At 67.8% G+C, this 16556-nt stretch carries 15 protein-coding genes; 8 read left to right on the forward strand and 7 right to left on the reverse strand.

Going from position 1 to position 16556, the window contains the following annotated elements:
* Positions 1 to 103: 103 nt before the first annotated feature.
* Positions 104 to 739, forward strand: coding sequence for a M23 family metallopeptidase (locus ON20_RS17260; protein ID WP_083864991.1), 636 nt, complete (start codon positions 104 to 106; stop codon positions 737 to 739).
* Here ON20_RS17260 and ON20_RS17265 read toward each other — a convergent pair.
* Positions 664 to 1026: a GatB/YqeY domain-containing protein gene (locus ON20_RS17265; protein WP_040836829.1), complete on the reverse strand. Its 363-nt coding sequence runs from the start codon at positions 1024 to 1026 to the stop codon at positions 664 to 666. The genes ON20_RS17260 and ON20_RS17265 overlap by 76 nt on opposite strands.
* Positions 1027 to 1177: 151 nt before the next feature.
* On the opposite strand from ON20_RS17265, the gene ON20_RS17270 reads away from it, so the two are divergent.
* The 6 genes from ON20_RS17270 to ON20_RS17295 all read left to right on the forward strand — a co-directional run bounded on the left by ON20_RS17270 (position 1178) and on the right by ON20_RS17295 (position 6624).
* The gene (locus ON20_RS17270; RefSeq protein ID WP_051162695.1) at positions 1178 to 1867 is read left to right on the forward strand and encodes a ribonuclease HII; all 690 of its coding nucleotides are present in this window, start codon (positions 1178 to 1180) and stop codon (positions 1865 to 1867) included.
* Between the two features lie 224 nt (positions 1868 to 2091).
* Positions 2092 to 2397, forward strand: a complete 306-nt coding sequence (locus ON20_RS17275) for a DUF2469 domain-containing protein (protein ID WP_011210678.1) — start codon at positions 2092 to 2094, stop codon at positions 2395 to 2397.
* A gap of 246 nt (positions 2398 to 2643) precedes the next feature.
* Complete coding sequence (locus ON20_RS17280; RefSeq protein ID WP_040836776.1) at positions 2644 to 3000, forward strand: YraN family protein; 357 nt, start codon at positions 2644 to 2646, stop codon at positions 2998 to 3000.
* Positions 3000 to 4508, forward strand: a complete 1509-nt coding sequence (locus ON20_RS17285) for a YifB family Mg chelatase-like AAA ATPase (protein WP_040836777.1) — start codon at positions 3000 to 3002, stop codon at positions 4506 to 4508. The genes ON20_RS17280 and ON20_RS17285 overlap by 1 nt, the downstream gene beginning before the upstream one ends.
* Positions 4505 to 5767 carry a DNA-processing protein DprA gene (gene dprA / locus ON20_RS17290; protein ID WP_083864993.1) on the forward strand — a complete coding sequence of 421 codons (1263 nt, stop codon included), beginning with the start codon at positions 4505 to 4507 and terminating at the stop codon, positions 5765 to 5767. Before ON20_RS17285 ends, dprA begins: the two co-directional genes overlap by 4 nt.
* Before the next feature lie 317 nt (positions 5768 to 6084).
* Positions 6085 to 6624 carry a hypothetical protein gene (locus ON20_RS17295; RefSeq protein ID WP_245547286.1) on the forward strand — a complete coding sequence of 180 codons (540 nt, stop codon included), beginning with the start codon at positions 6085 to 6087 and terminating at the stop codon, positions 6622 to 6624.
* Positions 6625 to 6628: 4 nt separating this feature from the next.
* Here ON20_RS17295 and ON20_RS17300 read toward each other — a convergent pair whose 3' ends face one another.
* The gene (locus ON20_RS17300) at positions 6629 to 7288 is read right to left on the reverse strand and encodes a Crp/Fnr family transcriptional regulator (RefSeq protein ID WP_040836779.1); all 660 of its coding nucleotides are present in this window, start codon (positions 7286 to 7288) and stop codon (positions 6629 to 6631) included.
* Positions 7285 to 9270 (reverse strand): adenylate/guanylate cyclase domain-containing protein, encoded by a 1986-nt coding sequence (locus ON20_RS33195; protein WP_218002539.1) that lies wholly within the window; start codon positions 9268 to 9270, stop codon positions 7285 to 7287. Before ON20_RS33195 ends, ON20_RS17300 begins: the two co-directional genes overlap by 4 nt.
* A 314-nt stretch (positions 9271 to 9584) precedes the next feature.
* On the opposite strand from ON20_RS33195, the gene ON20_RS17310 reads away from it, so the two are divergent.
* Positions 9585 to 10508 (forward strand): tyrosine recombinase XerC, encoded by a 924-nt coding sequence (locus ON20_RS17310; RefSeq protein WP_083864995.1) that lies wholly within the window; start codon positions 9585 to 9587, stop codon positions 10506 to 10508.
* A gap of 155 nt (positions 10509 to 10663) precedes the next feature.
* On the opposite strand, the gene lepB is transcribed toward ON20_RS17310, so the two are convergent.
* The 4 genes from lepB to ON20_RS17330 all read right to left on the reverse strand — a co-directional run bounded on the left by lepB (position 10664) and on the right by ON20_RS17330 (position 16512).
* Positions 10664 to 11455 (reverse strand): signal peptidase I, encoded by a 792-nt coding sequence (lepB, locus tag ON20_RS17315; protein WP_040836835.1) that lies wholly within the window; start codon positions 11453 to 11455, stop codon positions 10664 to 10666.
* Positions 11456 to 12619: 1164 nt separating this feature from the next.
* Positions 12620 to 12961, reverse strand: coding sequence for a 50S ribosomal protein L19 (gene rplS, locus ON20_RS17320; protein WP_040836836.1), 342 nt, complete (start codon positions 12959 to 12961; stop codon positions 12620 to 12622).
* Positions 12962 to 13120: 159 nt separating this feature from the next.
* A complete protein-coding gene (locus ON20_RS17325; RefSeq protein WP_040836780.1) occupies positions 13121 to 14011 on the reverse strand; it encodes a hypothetical protein in 891 nt (296 codons plus the stop codon).
* A gap of 26 nt (positions 14012 to 14037) precedes the next feature.
* Positions 14038 to 16512 carry a Tex family protein gene (locus ON20_RS17330; protein WP_083865000.1) on the reverse strand — a complete coding sequence of 825 codons (2475 nt, stop codon included), beginning with the start codon at positions 16510 to 16512 and terminating at the stop codon, positions 14038 to 14040.
* Between the last annotated feature and the right edge of the window lie 44 nt (positions 16513 to 16556).

The raw sequence follows: 16556 nt of genomic DNA on the forward strand, positions 1-16556 counted from the left end.
GTCGCAGCGCTCGACGAGCGGGTATTCGATCCCGGACACTGGGCCGAGGCCTCGATCCGGTCCCTGCCTCGAATCGCCTCCCCGCCGCCGGCTGCGGTCGGACATGCGTGAGCATCGGGCCGCGCCTCGGGTCGCGGTAGTCGTCCTGACGGTATTCGTCCTGACCGCGGCGGCCGGCCAACCCGGCGCGGCGGAGCCGAACGGGCGATTCGACTGGCCCCTCCGACCGCGCCCCACGGTGGAGAAACGGTTCGACAAACCCGAACACGACTGGTTACCGGGCCATCGCGGCGTCGACCTGGCCGGCACACCCGGCCAACCCGTCCTCGCCGCGGGGGCCGGGATCGTCGTATACGCCGGGACGGTCGCGGGCAAACCGGTCGTATCGATCGATCATGCGGGAGGTCTGCGGACCACCTACGAACCGGTGGAGGCCGAGATTCCGGTCGGGCGGCGGGTGGCACGCGGTACCCGGATCGGCGTGCTGCGCTCCGGGCACGACGGATGCACCGCCGCGGCCTGTCTGCACTGGGGACTACGCCGGGACGGAGCACGCCGGGGCAGGCCGGAATATCTGGACCCGCTGGGCCTGCTCCGGCTCGCCACGGTGCGACTGAAACCGGTGCGGGCCGAACGGGTCACCGGCGGTGATCCACCCCGCGGTCAGAGAAACGCGGCGAGGGTGTCGGCCTCGATGCGCAGTTCGGCAGCCCGGTCCGGACGACCGGCCCGATCGTAGGTGTCGGCCGATTCGGTGCGCTCGGTGATCTCGGCGCGCACGATATCGGCGATATCGGCTTCGGTGAGCTCTCTGCGGGCGACTTCGGCGGCACCGGGGCCCACCGCACTCGCCTCCACCGCCCCGGCCCGGTGTTCCCCGATATCGACCGATTCGGCGTTATCGATGGCGGCCAGCGTCGCCCGCAGCACACCGACGGTGCGGCGGTCACGGGCCTTCATCGCCGTGGACAGCGCGGCGCGCAGACGCTCGCGCAACGACAGGGCATCGGTCGTTCCGGTGGACATGGTGGGCACCGTACCCGCGGCACGGTCGGCCGGGCCACGCAATAATCGCAGCGTGGGGTATACCGATCGATATCGAGGCGTACGGACGTCACGCGGCGGCCGTACGGACCGGCACACCGGGACGGCGCGAAGCTGGCCCCCGCGGGTGGTGATGCGCAGGGCCTCCGGGCTGCGCACCCTCGAGGCGGCCCTGATCCGCAGCGGACTCGGCCCGGTCGCCGGGGTGGACGAGGCCGGACGCGGCCCCTGCGCCGGACCGCTGGTGGTGGCGGCGTGCGTGCTCGGCCCGCGGGCGCACGACGCGCTTGCCGGTCTCGACGATTCCAAGAAGCTCACCGAAGCGGCCCGGGAAGAGCTCTACCCGGTGATCACCCGCCTGGCCCTGGCCTGGCAGGTTGTCGTGATCCCCGCCCGCGAGATCGATGCGATCGGTATCCATGTCGCCAATATCCAGGGCATGCGCCGGGCAGTGGCCGGTCTCGGCCATACACCTGGATACGTCCTCACCGATGGTTTCCGGGTGCCGGGTCTGCAGGCTCCGTCGCTGCCGGTGATCGGCGGGGACGCCACCGCCGCCTGTATCGCCGCGGCCAGTATCCTGGCCAAGGTCACTCGCGATCGAATAATGGTCGAGTTGGACCGTTACCTGCCCGGCTACGGATTCGCCGCGCACAAGGGCTACAACACCCCCGAACACACCGAGGCCCTGCGGCGTCTGGGCCCGAGTGTCGAGCACCGCCGGTCCTGGCGGAACGTGCGCGAACTGTCGATACCGCGGCGCGGCGACGATGCGCCGATGGCGCTGGTGTACGCGGACTCGGAGACCGACGGCGGGGCCTGAACACCCGGCTCGGGGATATTGTCCGACCTGCCCACCCACACCACTTCGTGGTCAAATAAGCGGTGGCAGGTCGCGGTGACGGCCCGGCGCGGCACGAGCGGTCAGCGTCCGAAGGCGGTAGCGCAGCGTGACCACGCAGGGCGCCCGCGCATGCCGAATGGACACAGCATGAGCAATGATGGTCAGTACAACGCAGTGCGGCGAGAAGGAGGACGTTCCACCCGATGAGTGCCGAGGACCTCGAGAAGTACGAAACCGAGATGGAGCTCTCGCTGTATCGGGAGTACAAGGACATCGTCGGTCAGTTCTCGTACGTGGTGGAGACCGAGCGTCGCTTCTACCTCGCGAACTCCGTGGAACTGCGCCCGCAGAACGCGGATGGTGAGGTGTACTTCGAGGTGCGGATGAGCGATGCCTGGGTCTGGGATATGTACCGGCCGGCCCGGTTCGTCAAACACGTCCGGGTGATCACCTTCAAGGACGTCAATATCGAGGAGCTGGAGAAACCGGACCTGCGGCTGCCGGAGTAGTTCGGCTCCACCCCGGATGGCGGCGGACGCTACCGCGAACCCTCTCCGCACTCTTCGCCGGCATTCGCGCCGGCCGGGGCTTGTTTTGTCGGGTGAGTCCGTCGAGTGCGGCGCTGTTGGCCGCCGTGATCGCATGCGCGTGAAACGGTTTTCGGGGCGCCCTCCACAGGCGCGGTTATCCACAGGTTTCCTGTTTTCCCAGGTCGGAGGCCCGGGTGGCGTTCGAGACCGGCGCACGCTGATCGGGTGGCACACAACATGGCGCTAGGAGCGCAAGGGGAGGAATTGGCGGCGCGGTATCTGCGATCCGCCGGTATGGAGATCGTCTGCCGCAACTGGCGGTGCCGATACGGCGAACTGGACCTGGTGGTGCGGGATGCGGGGGTCACCGCGTTCGTCGAGGTGAAGACCCGAACCGGGCTCGGATTCGGAGTACCGGCCGAGTCGGTCACCTTCACCAAACAGCAGCGTATCCGCAGGCTGGCACTGCTGTGGCTCGCCGAGCAGGACGGACCGTGGCGGCGCATCCGGTTCGACGTGGTCTCGGTGCTGCTGCCCAGGAACCGGGAACCGGTGATCGAACACCTGCCGGGGGTGTTCTGATGGCGCTCGGCCGCGCCTGCTCCATCGCGGTGAGCGGAATCGACGGTCAACTGGTGGAGATCGAGGCCGATATCGGGCAGGGGCTCCCATCGGTGCATCTGGTCGGACTACCCGACACCTCACTGCAGGAATCCCGCGACCGGGTCCGTGCGGCCGTGACGAACTCGGGTGAGAAATGGCCGGACGGCCGGGTGATCCTGGCGCTCAGCCCGGCAACGCTGCCGAAGATGGGCAGCGTCTACGATCTGGCGCTGGCCGTCGCGGTGTTGAATGCGGCCGACGCGGCGCCGTCTGCTCGACTCGACGGCACCGCGCTGTTGGGGGAACTCGCCCTGGACGGCCGGCTGCGGCGGGTCCGGGGGATCCTGCCCGCGGTACTGGCGGCGCGGAACGCGGGGCGCACAGCGGTTGTCGTACCGGAATCGGCCCTGCCGGAGGCGAGCCTGGTCACCGGTATCCGAGTACTCGGCGCGGCGAACCTGGCCGCGGTCCTGAGCTGGCTGCGTGGTGAGGGCCCACTCATCGAACCCGAGGGCGCCCCGAAGGCACAGTCACGCTCCGGCGGCGATCTGAGCGAGGTGGCCGGCCAGCACGAGGCCCGATGGGCGCTGGAGGTCGCGGCGGCCGGCGGTCACCACCTGCTGCTCACCGGGCCACCGGGAATCGGGAAAACCATGCTGGCACAGCGCCTTCCAGGCCTGCTGCCACCCCTGACGGACACCGAGGCACTGGAGGTCACCGCCATTCATTCCGTCGCGGGCACCCTCTCCGGCGAACAGCCGCTGATCACCCTGCCGCCGTTCGTCGCACCACACCATTCGACCTCGGTGAGCGCCATGGTGGGTGGCGGTTCCGGGTCGGCGCGCCCGGGAGCGGTCAGCCGTGCCCACCGCGGAGTGCTGTTCCTCGACGAATGCGCCGAAATCGGAACAAAGGTGCTGGAGGCCATGCGCACCCCGCTGGAAGAGGGCGAGGTCCGGATCGCCCGACGCGACGGCGTCGCCCGCTATCCCGCACGTTTCCAGCTCATTCTCGCCGCCAATCCGTGTCCCTGCGCCCCGGCGCGCGATGTGGACTGTATCTGCGCGCCGCTGGCCCGACGCCGCTATCTGGGCAAACTCTCCGGGCCGCTGATGGACCGCATCGATATCTGGGTACAGATGCACGCGACGACGGATGGGAGCCTTGCGATCGAGGAGTCCGAGAGCAGCGAGGCGGTGCGCCGGCGCGTTACCGCTGCCCGCGACGCCGCCGCCGCGCGCTGGCGGGAATACGGATGGCGGACCAATGCCGAAGTGCCCGGACACCTGCTACGCCGCCGGTTCCCGCTCCCGCGGGACGCGATCGCGCCGGTGGAGGCGGCGCTGCGGCTGGGACGGCTGTCCGCGCGCGGAGCCGACCGCGCCCTTCGCGTCGCCTGGACGATATGTGACCTGCGCGGTGGTGACCTGCCCACCGCGCAGGATGTGATGCTGGCATTGAACTTCCGACAGCGAGGTGCGCAATGAGCCCCGCCGCATACGAATCGTCCGCTGTGGGAGCGGCCGCCACCGAGGACCGGCGACTCGCCTGGGCATATCTGTCCCGGGTAGTGCTCGGGCCGTGCCCGGCGCTGTCGGCACTGATCGACTCGGTCGGAGTGACCGACGCGGCGCACGCGGTACGGGAGCACGCGCTGCCGGAGGCGCTGCACGGACCCACCGCGCGACGGCGCGGTGTCGACCTCGCCGAACAGGACCTCGAGCGGATGGCGGCGCTCGGTGGCCGTCTGATCACACCGGACGATCCCGAATGGCCGGCCTGGCGGATGTTGGGTCTGTCCCGACTCGACCCGCGGCAGGACGCCGAGGGCGCGGTTCCGTTGGCGCTGTGGGCTCGTGGGCCCGGATCGCTGTCGGAGCTGACCGAACGGGCACTGGCCGTGGTGGGCGCCCGGTGCAGCACCGGCTACGGGGATCGGATCACCGGCGAGATCGTGGGTGATCTGGCGGCCCGCGGCTGGACCATCGTGTCCGGGGCGGCATTCGGTATCGACGGGGTAGCGCATCGCGCCGCATTGGCGGTGGGCGGTACGACCCTCGCGGTCCTCGCCTGCGGGGTCGACCGTCCGTATCCCGCCCAGCACGACCGGCTCATCGCCGAGATAGCCGCGTCCGGCCTGGTGATCAGTGAATACCCGCCCGGCGTCACCGCTCGCAAACACCATTTCCTGGCGCGAAACCGCCTGGTCGCCGCCCTTGCCGATGGGGTGCTGGTGGTGGAGGCCGGATTGCGCAGCGGCGCCCGCAATACGGTGAAGTGGGCACGCCGACTCGGGCGTCCGGCCCTCGCCGTACCCGGTCCGGTCCATTCGGCGGCCTCGGTCGGCTGCCACCGGATGATCCGAGAGGGTGAAGCTCTACTGGTCACCGACGCCGCGGACGTCGTATCCGAGGCCGCACCGCTGCACCTGCCGTTCCCCGCCACACAGACGCCGAGCGGCGATCGGCCGACCGGTGCAGCGGCGCTGGTCCACGCGGCACTACCGGTGGTCGGCGGCCGGCAGCCGCACGAACTCTGCGAGCCGACCGGCCTTACGCTCGCCGCCGTACGCGCGGCGCTTCCCACACTCGAACTGGCGGGTCTGGCGACTGCGGGCACCGCGGGCTGGTATCGCACGAAGGGTGAAGGCGCCGAACGGTTGGGCCCGCCACGGATCCGGAAAGCCGAACCGGTGGCCGGCGAAGCCCTGGACTCGACCGAAACGGAGAGAGGAATCGAGCATTGAATACCACTGACACGATGTCCTGGTGCCGCGTCCAGATAGGTTGGTGCGGTAAGGAGAGTTTCTCACCGGCCATACCGCGCCCATGAGCTCAGTAGCGTTCAGTTACGACGGCCGCACACTGACGACCAGCAGTTCCGACACTACCTTTCCGGCCGGCCCAGGCCCGCCACACGAATACCTACAGGAGATTCACTGTGTCGGCTCGAACACACAGTGGATGTCGGTGCGCAAACAGAACGTTGGGGTTCCAAGCCGAAGAATTGTGATCGCTGACAACGAAAGCCACTTCGGAGGATCCTATGTCGAGATTCACAACAATGATCAATACGGCCGCCGTCGCGATTGCTGCTGCCGCTGTTGTGGGCCTGTCCACGTCCCCAGCGGCGACGGCGGAACCGGCGCTGACTGCGCCGTCACCCTTGGCGCAGGTGCCCGTGAAAACGGAGGGATGGCTGAAGATCTACCAAGGGAAGGCACCGCGGGGTACCAAGGCAGTCGAGCTCACGGTGATCCCCGACTCGGCGGTCGGGATGCGCGTGACCGACGGTAATGGTCACTCGCTCTACCGATTCGATAAAGACACCGCCAGACCGTCGCGGTCGAACTGCAACGGCGACTGTGCCGTCACGTGGCCGCCACTGCTGGTCAGTCGGGGGCAAGGGCTCTATGTCGAGGGTATCGACCCGACACTGACCGGATTCATCGAACGCGCGGACGGTTCGTGCCAGATCACCATCGGCGGCTGGCCGGTGTACTACTTCTCGAAGGACAAGCAGCCGGGGGATCTGCTGGGCCAGGGCGTCGGCGGCACCTGGTTCGCGGTCGCGCCCACCGGCGGGAAGGCACTCGCGAAGTAGGCGTTCAGCGGGCGGAGCGAACCAGCGCCGCCCGGTCGACCACGGTGATGCGGCCACGGGTCAGAGCCAGGATATTGCGTTGTTGCAGGTCACGCAGTACCTTGTTCGCCGTGGCCCGCGTGGTCCCTGCCATGGACGCCAAATCGTCCTGATTGAGGCGGATCTCCGCAATGGAACTCGATCCCCCGTAGACGCGGGCAAGATCGACCAGACGTCGCACGACCCTGGTTTCGACCGGCAGATACAACGCCTCCAGCACCTGAGCGGAGAGCCGCCGCACCTGAGCGGCCAACGTGCTGATGATGACCTGATCGATATCCGGGTAACTCTGACGCAGTACCGTCATCTGTGCTCGACTGAACGTCAACGTCTCGACATTCTCGACCGCTTCGACGGTCGCGGTACGGCGAGAGTTGCTGTCGACCACTGCCAGTTCACCGAACGAATGACCGGGGCCGAGTATGGTCAGCGTCGCGATGTTCCCGAACGGGGTGGCGACCCGGACGATGAGCCGGCCGGACTTGATCAAATGCAGACAGTCACCGGGATCGCCTTCGTGACAGAGAATTTCCCGGCGTTTGAACCGGCGCGGCGTGCATGAGGCGATAATTTCGCGCCGCTCCGATTCGCCCAATCCACGCAGTATCTCGAAATCGGTGGTCACCGTAGTCCGTCCAATACGTAACAGGTCACCGGTTCGCTCCTGCCTCGGACAATCACTGTGCCACGGCTGCGCACTTGCGCGCGCGAGCCGAGATGCGCGTAGGTCAGCGAGCCGATGACCACGGTCCCAGGCTCTGCCAAACTCTCCAGCCGGGCGGCGAGATTCGTCGTATCACCGATCGCGGTGTAGTTGCGCATCTGCGGCGCACCGATATTGCCGACCAGCGCCGGACCGGTATTGATTCCAACCCGGAAACGCGGCCAGCCGGGATGCCGAATCGCCGTTTCGGTGACCGCCCGCTGTAGCGCGAGCCCCGCGCTCGCCGCTCGCAGCGCATGATCCGGCTGGTGGGTCGGCGCGTTGAACAGGGCCATAACCGCGTCGCCGACGAACTGAACGACTGTCCCGCCACAGTCCAGAATCGTCGGCACGATCATGCCGTAATATGTGTTGAGCATGTGCACAACCGTTTCCGGGGGCGAGGACTCGGAGAACGGCGTGAACCCCGATAAATCGGCCATGAGCACGCTGACCTCGGCAATCTGGCCGCCGAGTCCGGCCTGGGACGGGTCGGCGATCAATGCGGTGGCTACCGTGGGCGACATGTAGGACCGGAACAGCCCGTCGATCTGCTGGTACAGGCGGGCATTCTCCAACATGACCGAAGTCCGGTCGGCGAACGATCGCAACATCGCGAACTCGGTATCACTGAAGCGGCCGCTCTCACGTCGCGCCTCGAGCATTCCAGCAGGATTGCCCTTGACGACCAGTGGCAATGCCACCGACTGCGGATCAGCAGGTTCACCGTCGGGAAAGGTCAATTCGCGGTCTCGGATCAGGCCCAGCCGAAACCGGTCCCGGTCGAACGCCTCCGACACGAGGCGCAGCACCTCATCGAGCAGATCCTGTTCGCGGCGAATCACGTTCGACCGCTCACCGATCGCCGCGAGCAGGCCCAGCCGACGGACCTGCTCGCGCTCGCCGCCCAGAGCGTAGGCGCTCTGCTGCAACACCGCGACCTGACGCTCGGTGAGCCCGAATCGCTTGGACAACCGGGCCCCGACCGCCCCTAGCGGCTCGGTCGAGGCCACGCCGCCTTCAGCGCGCGCACGCAGCGCGTCGACCATCTCGTTCAGGGCGTGCGTGTAGTCGCGCTCCATCACTGCCATGGTCTGGTGCAGCGTGACGCTGTCGAACAGTCCGAGAGCCGAACCCTCCCGCCGGAATTGCAGGTGCGCGCTACTGGAGATGAGCATGAAGGCTGCCAGCATCAGCACATGCCATTCCCACCATGAGGTATGCCAACTGCGACCGAAACCCACAGCAAAAAGCGCCTCGGCCAGTAGCACGAAGGCAGTGAGCACACTGAGCAGCACCACGCCCCGTCGGCGCACATACTGCTGCGCATAGCGAAATGCCGCGGCAATATAGCACATCGATCCGACGAAGGCCACGCCGACCAGCGGCCCTTTGGCCTCCGCCGGATCGGGCGCGTGATGCAGTGGCGGCAGCTGTACCATCGATGCCACTGCCCATGCTACGAGCAGCAGCGTTGGGAGTGCGGATAATATCCATGCAAATCGATGCAACCGGGCGGCCGCGGAATGCCCGAATTCCACCGACGATGCGAGGGCGGCGGCGCCGCCGAGCCCCAGCCCGACGGGTACCGAATAGACAAAGCCGGCATTCGGTGTCAGCAGAATCACGCCGGGTGTCGCCAATGCATGCAATCCGAGGAAACCCGCGCTGAATTGGAACACCAGCGATACCAGGATCAACCTGGCGTCGCGACGCATCCGAGCGGCCCGAAACAACATAACGCCCAATGTCATCGCGATGGCGGCGGTGGCGAGCACCAACCAGAAATGCATCCCGTGGTGCTCGTGGTCCGTGTCGAGTTCGGGACGGGTGACCAGCAACCACAACCCGAGCGCCGGCAATGAGACATGTCCCAGCCAGAGCAGAACCTTGACCTTCGACACCACCCGAACGTTACCGCGCGGCTCGCCCTGGAGAAACAAGAACAGCTGATTAGCGGTAGTTCGTTGGCTTCGATCCTTGCCGGGTGTACCTGTTGGGGCGCATGGAGTCGAATGCACCCCGCCGACCGAGCTCCAGCATCTGACCGACGCCGTCGGTGCAGGCCGCGGCATGCACCTCTACCTCCCGCCCTGTCCCAACAAACTACCGCTGGGCCGAAGATAATATTCGGAACCGAAAAGGTGAGGGCGCGGTCCCGCAGGGACACTCACCCCGAATACTTGCCAGAACGGACCGACCGGGTAACGGTGGGGTGATGGAGGAATTGCCCGAGGATCTGGAAGCGCTGCTGAGCGAGTACGGGCGGCACCTGAGGCTCGGGCGCAATCGATCGGCGCATACGGTGCGCGCCTATCTCGGCGATGCCCGGTCACTGCTGGCGCATCTGGTCCGCCCCGCCTCCGATGCCTCCGTGTGGGAACTCGACACGGGGGTGTTGCGCTCCTGGCTGGCGGAATACGCCGAGCGGGGTGCGGCCCGTACCACACTGGCGCGGCGCGCCTCCTCGGCACGCACGTTCACCGCCTGGTTGGCCCGCACCGGCCGGCTGGCCGTCGACCCCGGGCCGCGTCTCGGAACGCCCACGGCGCATCGGGTACTGCCCGTGGTTCTCGGCCGCCACCAGGCTGCCCAGGCCATGGCAGCGGTCGAATCCGGTGCGGCACAGCGAGACCCGATGGCCCTGCGAGACAGGCTGATCGTCGAATTGCTGTATGCCACGGGTATTCGGGTGAGCGAACTCTGCGGCCTCGATATCGACGATATCGATCGGGAGCGCCGATTGGTCAGGGTCCTCGGCAAGGGCAACAGGGAGCGTTCGGCGCCCTTCGGCATCCCGGCCGACGAGGCTGTGGAGGGTTGGCTGCGCTACGGCAGGCCACTGTTCGCCACCCCCGAGTCGGGCCGCGCGCTCCTGCTCGGCCGGCGTGGCAGACGATTGGACCCGCGGCAGGCACGAACCGTGGTCCACGATGTCGTCGCCGCTGTCCCCGGCGCCCCGGATATGGGACCGCACGGCCTCCGGCATACCGCCGCCACCCATCTGCTGGAGGGCGGGGCCGATCTACGCGTGGTCCAGGAGTTGCTCGGTCACGCCAGTATGGCCACCACCCAGCTGTACACCCATGTTTCCATCGACCGCCTCAAGAAGGTTCACGATCGAGCCCATCCGCGGGCGTGACCACCCTCCCGTCTTCACGGGTGGTGCGGCGCGAAGGCCCGGAAAACACGGGCACGCGGTGGACAGGACCGCTGCTCACGTGCCGGCGGCCCATATGCCGCGTGCCGCGTGGCCGGCCGCCGGTCCCACCCGCCGCCGAATACCGCGGCAGTGGCTCACTTCCCTACCTGCGGGTCCTCCGCGTGGACCGGACCGATACGCCCCGGAGGCCAGATCTTGAATACGGCCTTGCCGCGGACGTTCTCGATCGGGACCGTCCCCTGTAGTTCGTCGCCGACATGCGCCCGGGAATCCCGGGACTCGTTCCGGTTGTCGCCCATAACCCACAGATGGCCCTGCGGGACCGTGACCGGTCCGAAGACCCGGCCCACCGGGTAGGCGGCGTTTCGGGCGCCCGGCGTCCACGGGAAGTCGTCCGCGACATACGGCTCGTCCAGCGGATCGCCGTCGACGAGGATGCGGCCCTGGTCGTCACAGCATTCGACGGTTTGTCCGCCGACCGCGATGACCCGTTTGACCAGATCGTTCTCATCGGGTGGCACGAGGCCGAAGAACGAGAAGAAATTCTGCACGCCGCGGACGGCAGGATTGTCCGAGCGGATGGAACGGTAGTTGGTGTTCCAGGACGGCGGACCGACGAATACGACGACGTCCCCCGGCTTCGGATCGCTCCAGTAGTAGCTCAGCTTCTGCACGTAGATGCGATCGCCGGTACAACCCTCGCAACCGTGCAGGGTCGGTTCCATCGACTGGGACGGAATGACATAGGGCCTGCCGACGAAGGTCACCATCACGGCCGCGATCAGCGCGGCGATCACCAGCAGGATCGGCAGTTCCTGCCAGAACGGACGTTGCTTTTTCTGTTTGGGCTGCCGTCGTGCGCGGCGCCCCCGCGACTGTCCGTCGTCAGACCCGGACACCGATACCGACCTACTCTCGTCTGCCACGCCGAACAGAGTAGCCGGGTACCGCGCAGGGCACGCGGTACCCGGCCGGTCGAAGAACACGACGCCACATCGCTCCGGCCCACCGGTCCGGCCGACCGCGATATCGAACCGGCTCGGAACCATCGGGTCCCGACCCGTCGTCAAAGGCGGGACAATCCGGCACAGTCGGGCCCGCCCGGGTTCGGAGCAACGACGCAGGAAGGGAGGCCGAGATGACAGGCCCCGGCCCACAGCCCCTCGAATGTCTCATCACGCCGGCCCGCCCCACCGGAGCGACGTCGCACAACGGCAGCACACCGGGACAGCGACCGAGTCGACAGGACCGACCGGCCTCCACCCTCTCGGGCCCTCAGCACAATAGTCGGGCCCCACCCCGGTCCGGCCCGACCACAGCAACGTCACGCAGCGGCGGCGCGCCGAAAGAGAACCCGAGCCGACAGGCCCGATCGGCCATCCTCTCGACACCTCACCACGGCAGTCGGCCCACTCGGATCCGACCCGACCAATAACGACGTCGCGCAACAGCGGCGCGCAGGGTAAAGAACCCGAGCCGACAGGACCGACCGGCCACCCTCTCGGACGCCTTATGGCAGTCGGGGCCCACCCCCGGTCCGGCTCCGACCGCAGCGGCGGCACGCGGAGAGAGAGCCCGAGTCACCAGGCCCAACCGCCACTCTTCGGACACCTCACCACGGCAGCCGCAGCCGCCCTTGGCGCGGCCCGATCCGTAGCGACATCGCGCAACAGCCGCGCGCAGAGTAAAGAACCCGAGCCACCTGACCCGGCAGATACCTTCTCGGATGCCTCACGTTGGTGGTCGGGACCCGCCACGGGTCCGGACCGACCGGCTCTCGAATTCGCGTCAGCGGATTCGGGGAGAGAGGGGAGACCTAGGGTCACCAGGGCCCCGACAGCGCCGCTACCAGGCGTCGCCATCCAACACAGCCCGCCCCTGGGCCGGCCCGACCGGGGCGAATTCGCGACAGCGCATTCGCTCCGGGAACAAAGCGCCGGAGCTACGGAACCACAAAGGGTTGCGGCCCGTCTCGCGTTTCGGCCCCCGAAGCGCATGTGCCGAAGGCACGAGTCTCGGGGGCCGAAACGCGAGACCCGTCAGGGCCGCAACCCCGCGCCGCCGAAGGCGGCGCAATCAAACACAGCCTCTCAGCGCTTCTCTTTGATCTTGGCGGCCTTACCGCGCAGCTCGCGCAGGTAGTACAGCTTGGCCCGCCGCACATCACCGCGGGTCACGACCTCGATGTGGTCGATATTGGGGCTGTGCACCGGGAAGGTGCGCTCCACACCGACACCGAATGACACCTTGCGCACGGTGAAGGTCTCGCGGATACCGCCGCCCTGGCGCCGGATAACGACGCCCTTGAAGACCTGGATACGTTCCTTCGAGCCCTCGATAACCTTCACATGCACATTGAGGGTGTCGCCGGGACGGAAGTCGGGGACGTCGCTGCGCAGCGATTTCTCATCGACGAAGTCAAGGGTGTTCATGATCATCCTTCTGGAGTTCGCGCGAACAGAGGAACCTGGCGGCGTATTGCTCGACCGGTTCATGCTCCGAATAGGGGATGCGCCGGGTCCGACAACACGCCCGGGGCAACCCGTGCATTGTGCCAGACCGGCGCACCGGGCCGAAAATCGGTCCGGTGTTCAGGGGTGTTCGTCCACCACGGACCGCGGCTCGGACTCGTGGTCACGAGCCCACGGATGGGAGCGGTGCGGGGCGGGCGGGGCGGCGACCACGGTGCGCTGCAATTCCGCCTCGGCAGCCCGCCGGACGTGGTCGACATCGGGTTTTCCGGCGATCAGATCCTGTACGAAGATCTTGGCGCGAATGACCGGACGCCGGTAGCGGCGTTCCCGGACGATGGAGCGATACATCAGCCGGCGCCGGTCGCCGTAACGCCACCGCGCCCATGGGGCGCCCGGCCTGCTCAACCGTAGTGCGCCCACCACCAGCAGCGGGAGGAAGAACATCCCGAACAGCCCGGTCCAGATCTTGCCCTTGGCGATCACGACGCCGGCCAAGGCCAGGTTGACCGCAGCGAAGAGGATCACGAACGCCTGCACCGCGGGGTCGGGGTGGTCGCGGAAGTCGTTGATGTCCAGCAGCCACAGCGGGTGGAAGCCCAGTAGGAGCAGCCCGGTGACGGCGAGCGCGACGAACACCGCGTCCACGGAGGTGCGGCCCTGCTCCTCCCAGTACACGTCCCGCAGGTAGAAGATCAGCGCGAACTCGTCGAGCACCAGCGCGGCGCCGACCCCGAACGTCGCGGCCAGCGCCGACGCACTCGCGGTGCTCGCGTGGGAGTAGGTGCTGATCATCCCGATGCCGGACAGCAACACCAGGATCACGCCGAACACCATGTGGTGGATGTGCACGCCGCCGGAGCGCAGATTGCCTGGCCACCAGCGCACCCGGGCGCGGATCAACCGGACGCTGACTCGGATGAACAGGAATCCGACGATGAAGCCGAACAGGAAGCACAGCAGCGGGAGCCGGCCCGCGGCGAGGACATCGTCTTCGAGCCACCGTCGCATACCCGCTCCCGCTCCCGCCGTCTCGGCTACTGCCCGAAGCCCGCCCGTCGCAGCGCGTCGGCCATGGCGCCGTTGACCGGGGCGGGGTCACGCCGTTGACCGCGGCCCTGCCCTTTGGCGCCCTGTCCCTGGTTGCGCCCCTGGGTGCCGCGCGCCTGACCGCCCTGTCCGGACCGTCCCTGCCCGGACTTGCGCGCTCCGCCGTCCCGGTCGCCGGGGCCGGGACCGCGGTCGTTGCGGCCACGGCCCCGCTCGGGTTTCGCCGCGCCGGGTTCATCGTCCAGCCGCAACGTCAGCCCGATGCGCTGCCGGGCGGTATCGACCTCGAGCACCTTGACCTTGACCACATCACCGGATTTGACGATCTCGCGCGGGTCCTTCACGAAATTCCGCGACATGGCCGAGACGTGCACCAGCCCGTCCTGGTGTACGCCGATATCGACGAACGCCCCGAAGGCGGCCACATTGGTGACCACGCCCTCGAGCACCATCCCGGGCAATAGGTCGGCGACCGTCTCCACGCCTTCGGCGAACTCGGCGGTCTTGAACTCCGGACGCGGGTCGCGGCCCGGTTTCTCCAGTTCGCCGATGATGTCGGTGACGGTGGGCACGCCGAACTTCTCGTCGGTGAAGTCGGTGGGCTTCAGCGTCCGCAGCACGGCGGTGTTGCCGATGATCTCGGTGATATCGCGCTCGGTGGCATCGAGGATGCGGCGCACCACCGGATACGCCTCGGGGTGTACCGCGGAGGTGTCGAGGGGGTCCTCGCCGCCGCGGATCCGCAGGAAGCCGGCGCACTGTTCGAAGGCCTTGGGCCCCAGCCGGGGCACGTCCAGCAGTGCCGTGCGACTGTGGAACGGGCCGTTGCGGTCGCGGTGGGCCACGATGCTCTCGGCGACCGAACCGGTGATGCCCGAGACCCGGGACAGCAGTGGCACCGAGGCGGTGTTCACGTCGACCCCGACCGCGTTCACCGCGTCCTCGACCACCGCGCCCAGCGAGCGGGCCAGCAGGGTTTCGGAGACATCGTGCTGGTATTGGCCCACGCCGATGGATTTCGGTTCGATCTTCACCAGCTCGGCCAGCGGATCCTGCAGTCGGCGGGCGATGGAGACGGCACCGCGCAGCGAGACGTCGAGTTCGGGGAGTTCCTGGGAGGCGTAGGCCGAGGCCGAGTACACCGACGCGCCCGCTTCCGACACCACGATCTTGGTGGGTTTGCGGTCGGGGATCCGTGTGATCAGTTCGGCGGCCAGGGCATCGGTTTCCCGGGACGCGGTGCCGTTGCCGATGGCGATGAGTTCGACGTCGAACCGGGTGACCAGGGCACCGAGTACGGCCAACGATTTCTCGGTCTGGTTCTGGGGTTTGTGCGGGTAGATGACCTCGGTGGCGACCACCTTGCCGGTGGCGTCCACCACGGCCACCTTCACACCGGTCCGATATCCCGGGTCCAGGCCCATGGTGGCGCGGGTGCCGGCGGGGGCGGCCAGCAGCAGGTCGCGCAGATTGGTGGCGAAAACGTCCACGGCATCGCGTTCGGCGGCCTGCCGCAGCCGCATGCGGGTGTCGATTCCGAGGCTTATCTGCAGTTTGGTGCGCCAGGCCCAGCGCACCGTGTCGAGCAGCCAACGGTCGGCGGCGCGGCCGCGGTCGGCGATATCGAATCGCCGCGCGATCCGCCCCTCGTAGACACCGGGTTCGCCGGGGGTGGGTTCGGAGTCCTCGGGGTCGGGATTCAGCTGCAGGGTGAGCACCTCTTCCTTCTCCCCGCGCAGCAGCGCCAGGATGCGGTGCGAAGGCAGCGTGGTGAAGGGCTCGGCGAAATCGAAGTAGTCGGCGAACTTCGCGCCCGCCTCTTCCTTGCCCGGACGGACGGCGGAGGTGAGACGGCCGCGGTTCCACATGAGTTCGCGCAGTTCGCCCACCAGGTCGGCGTCCTCGGCGAAGCGTTCCACCAGAATGGCGCGGGCACCGTCGAGCTGTTCGGCGGTGTAGCCGGCCGGATCGGTGGTGGGATCGCCGAGCAGGGCGTCGGCGACGGGCTCGTGGCCGGCCTCCCGGGCGATCTGCGCCTTGGTGCGCCGTTTGGGTTTGAACGGCAGGTAGATGTCCTCCAGGCGGGCCTTGGTCTCGGCCAGCATCAGTTGCCGGTGCAGTTCGTCGTCGAGTTTGCCCTGGCCGCGAATGGATTCGATGATGGTGGCCCGGCGTTCGTCGAGTTCGCGCAGATAGTGCAGCCGCTCCTCGAGGGTGCGTAGCTGGGCGTCGTCGAGACCGCCGGTGACCTCTTTGCGGTAACGGGCGATGAACGGCACGGTCGAACCGCCGTCCAGGAGTTCCACGGCGGCGCGCACCTGGCTCTCGCGCACCCCTAATTCCTCGGCGATACGCCGCCCAACGGTGCCGGGCGCCCCGGTCCCGACGCCGCCGGTGGTTTCGGCGGCGGTCGGCTCGACGCTCGTTGTCTCGGGAGTCGCGGTATCAGGCGCTGTGCTCACGGCACGCACCCTACCGCCGTCCGCCGACAGCCGGTCCGAGCCCA

Origin of the sequence: Nocardia brevicatena NBRC 12119 (genome assembly GCF_000308495.1) — a bacterium.
GTDB lineage: Bacteria > Actinomycetota > Actinomycetes > Mycobacteriales > Mycobacteriaceae > Nocardia > Nocardia brevicatena.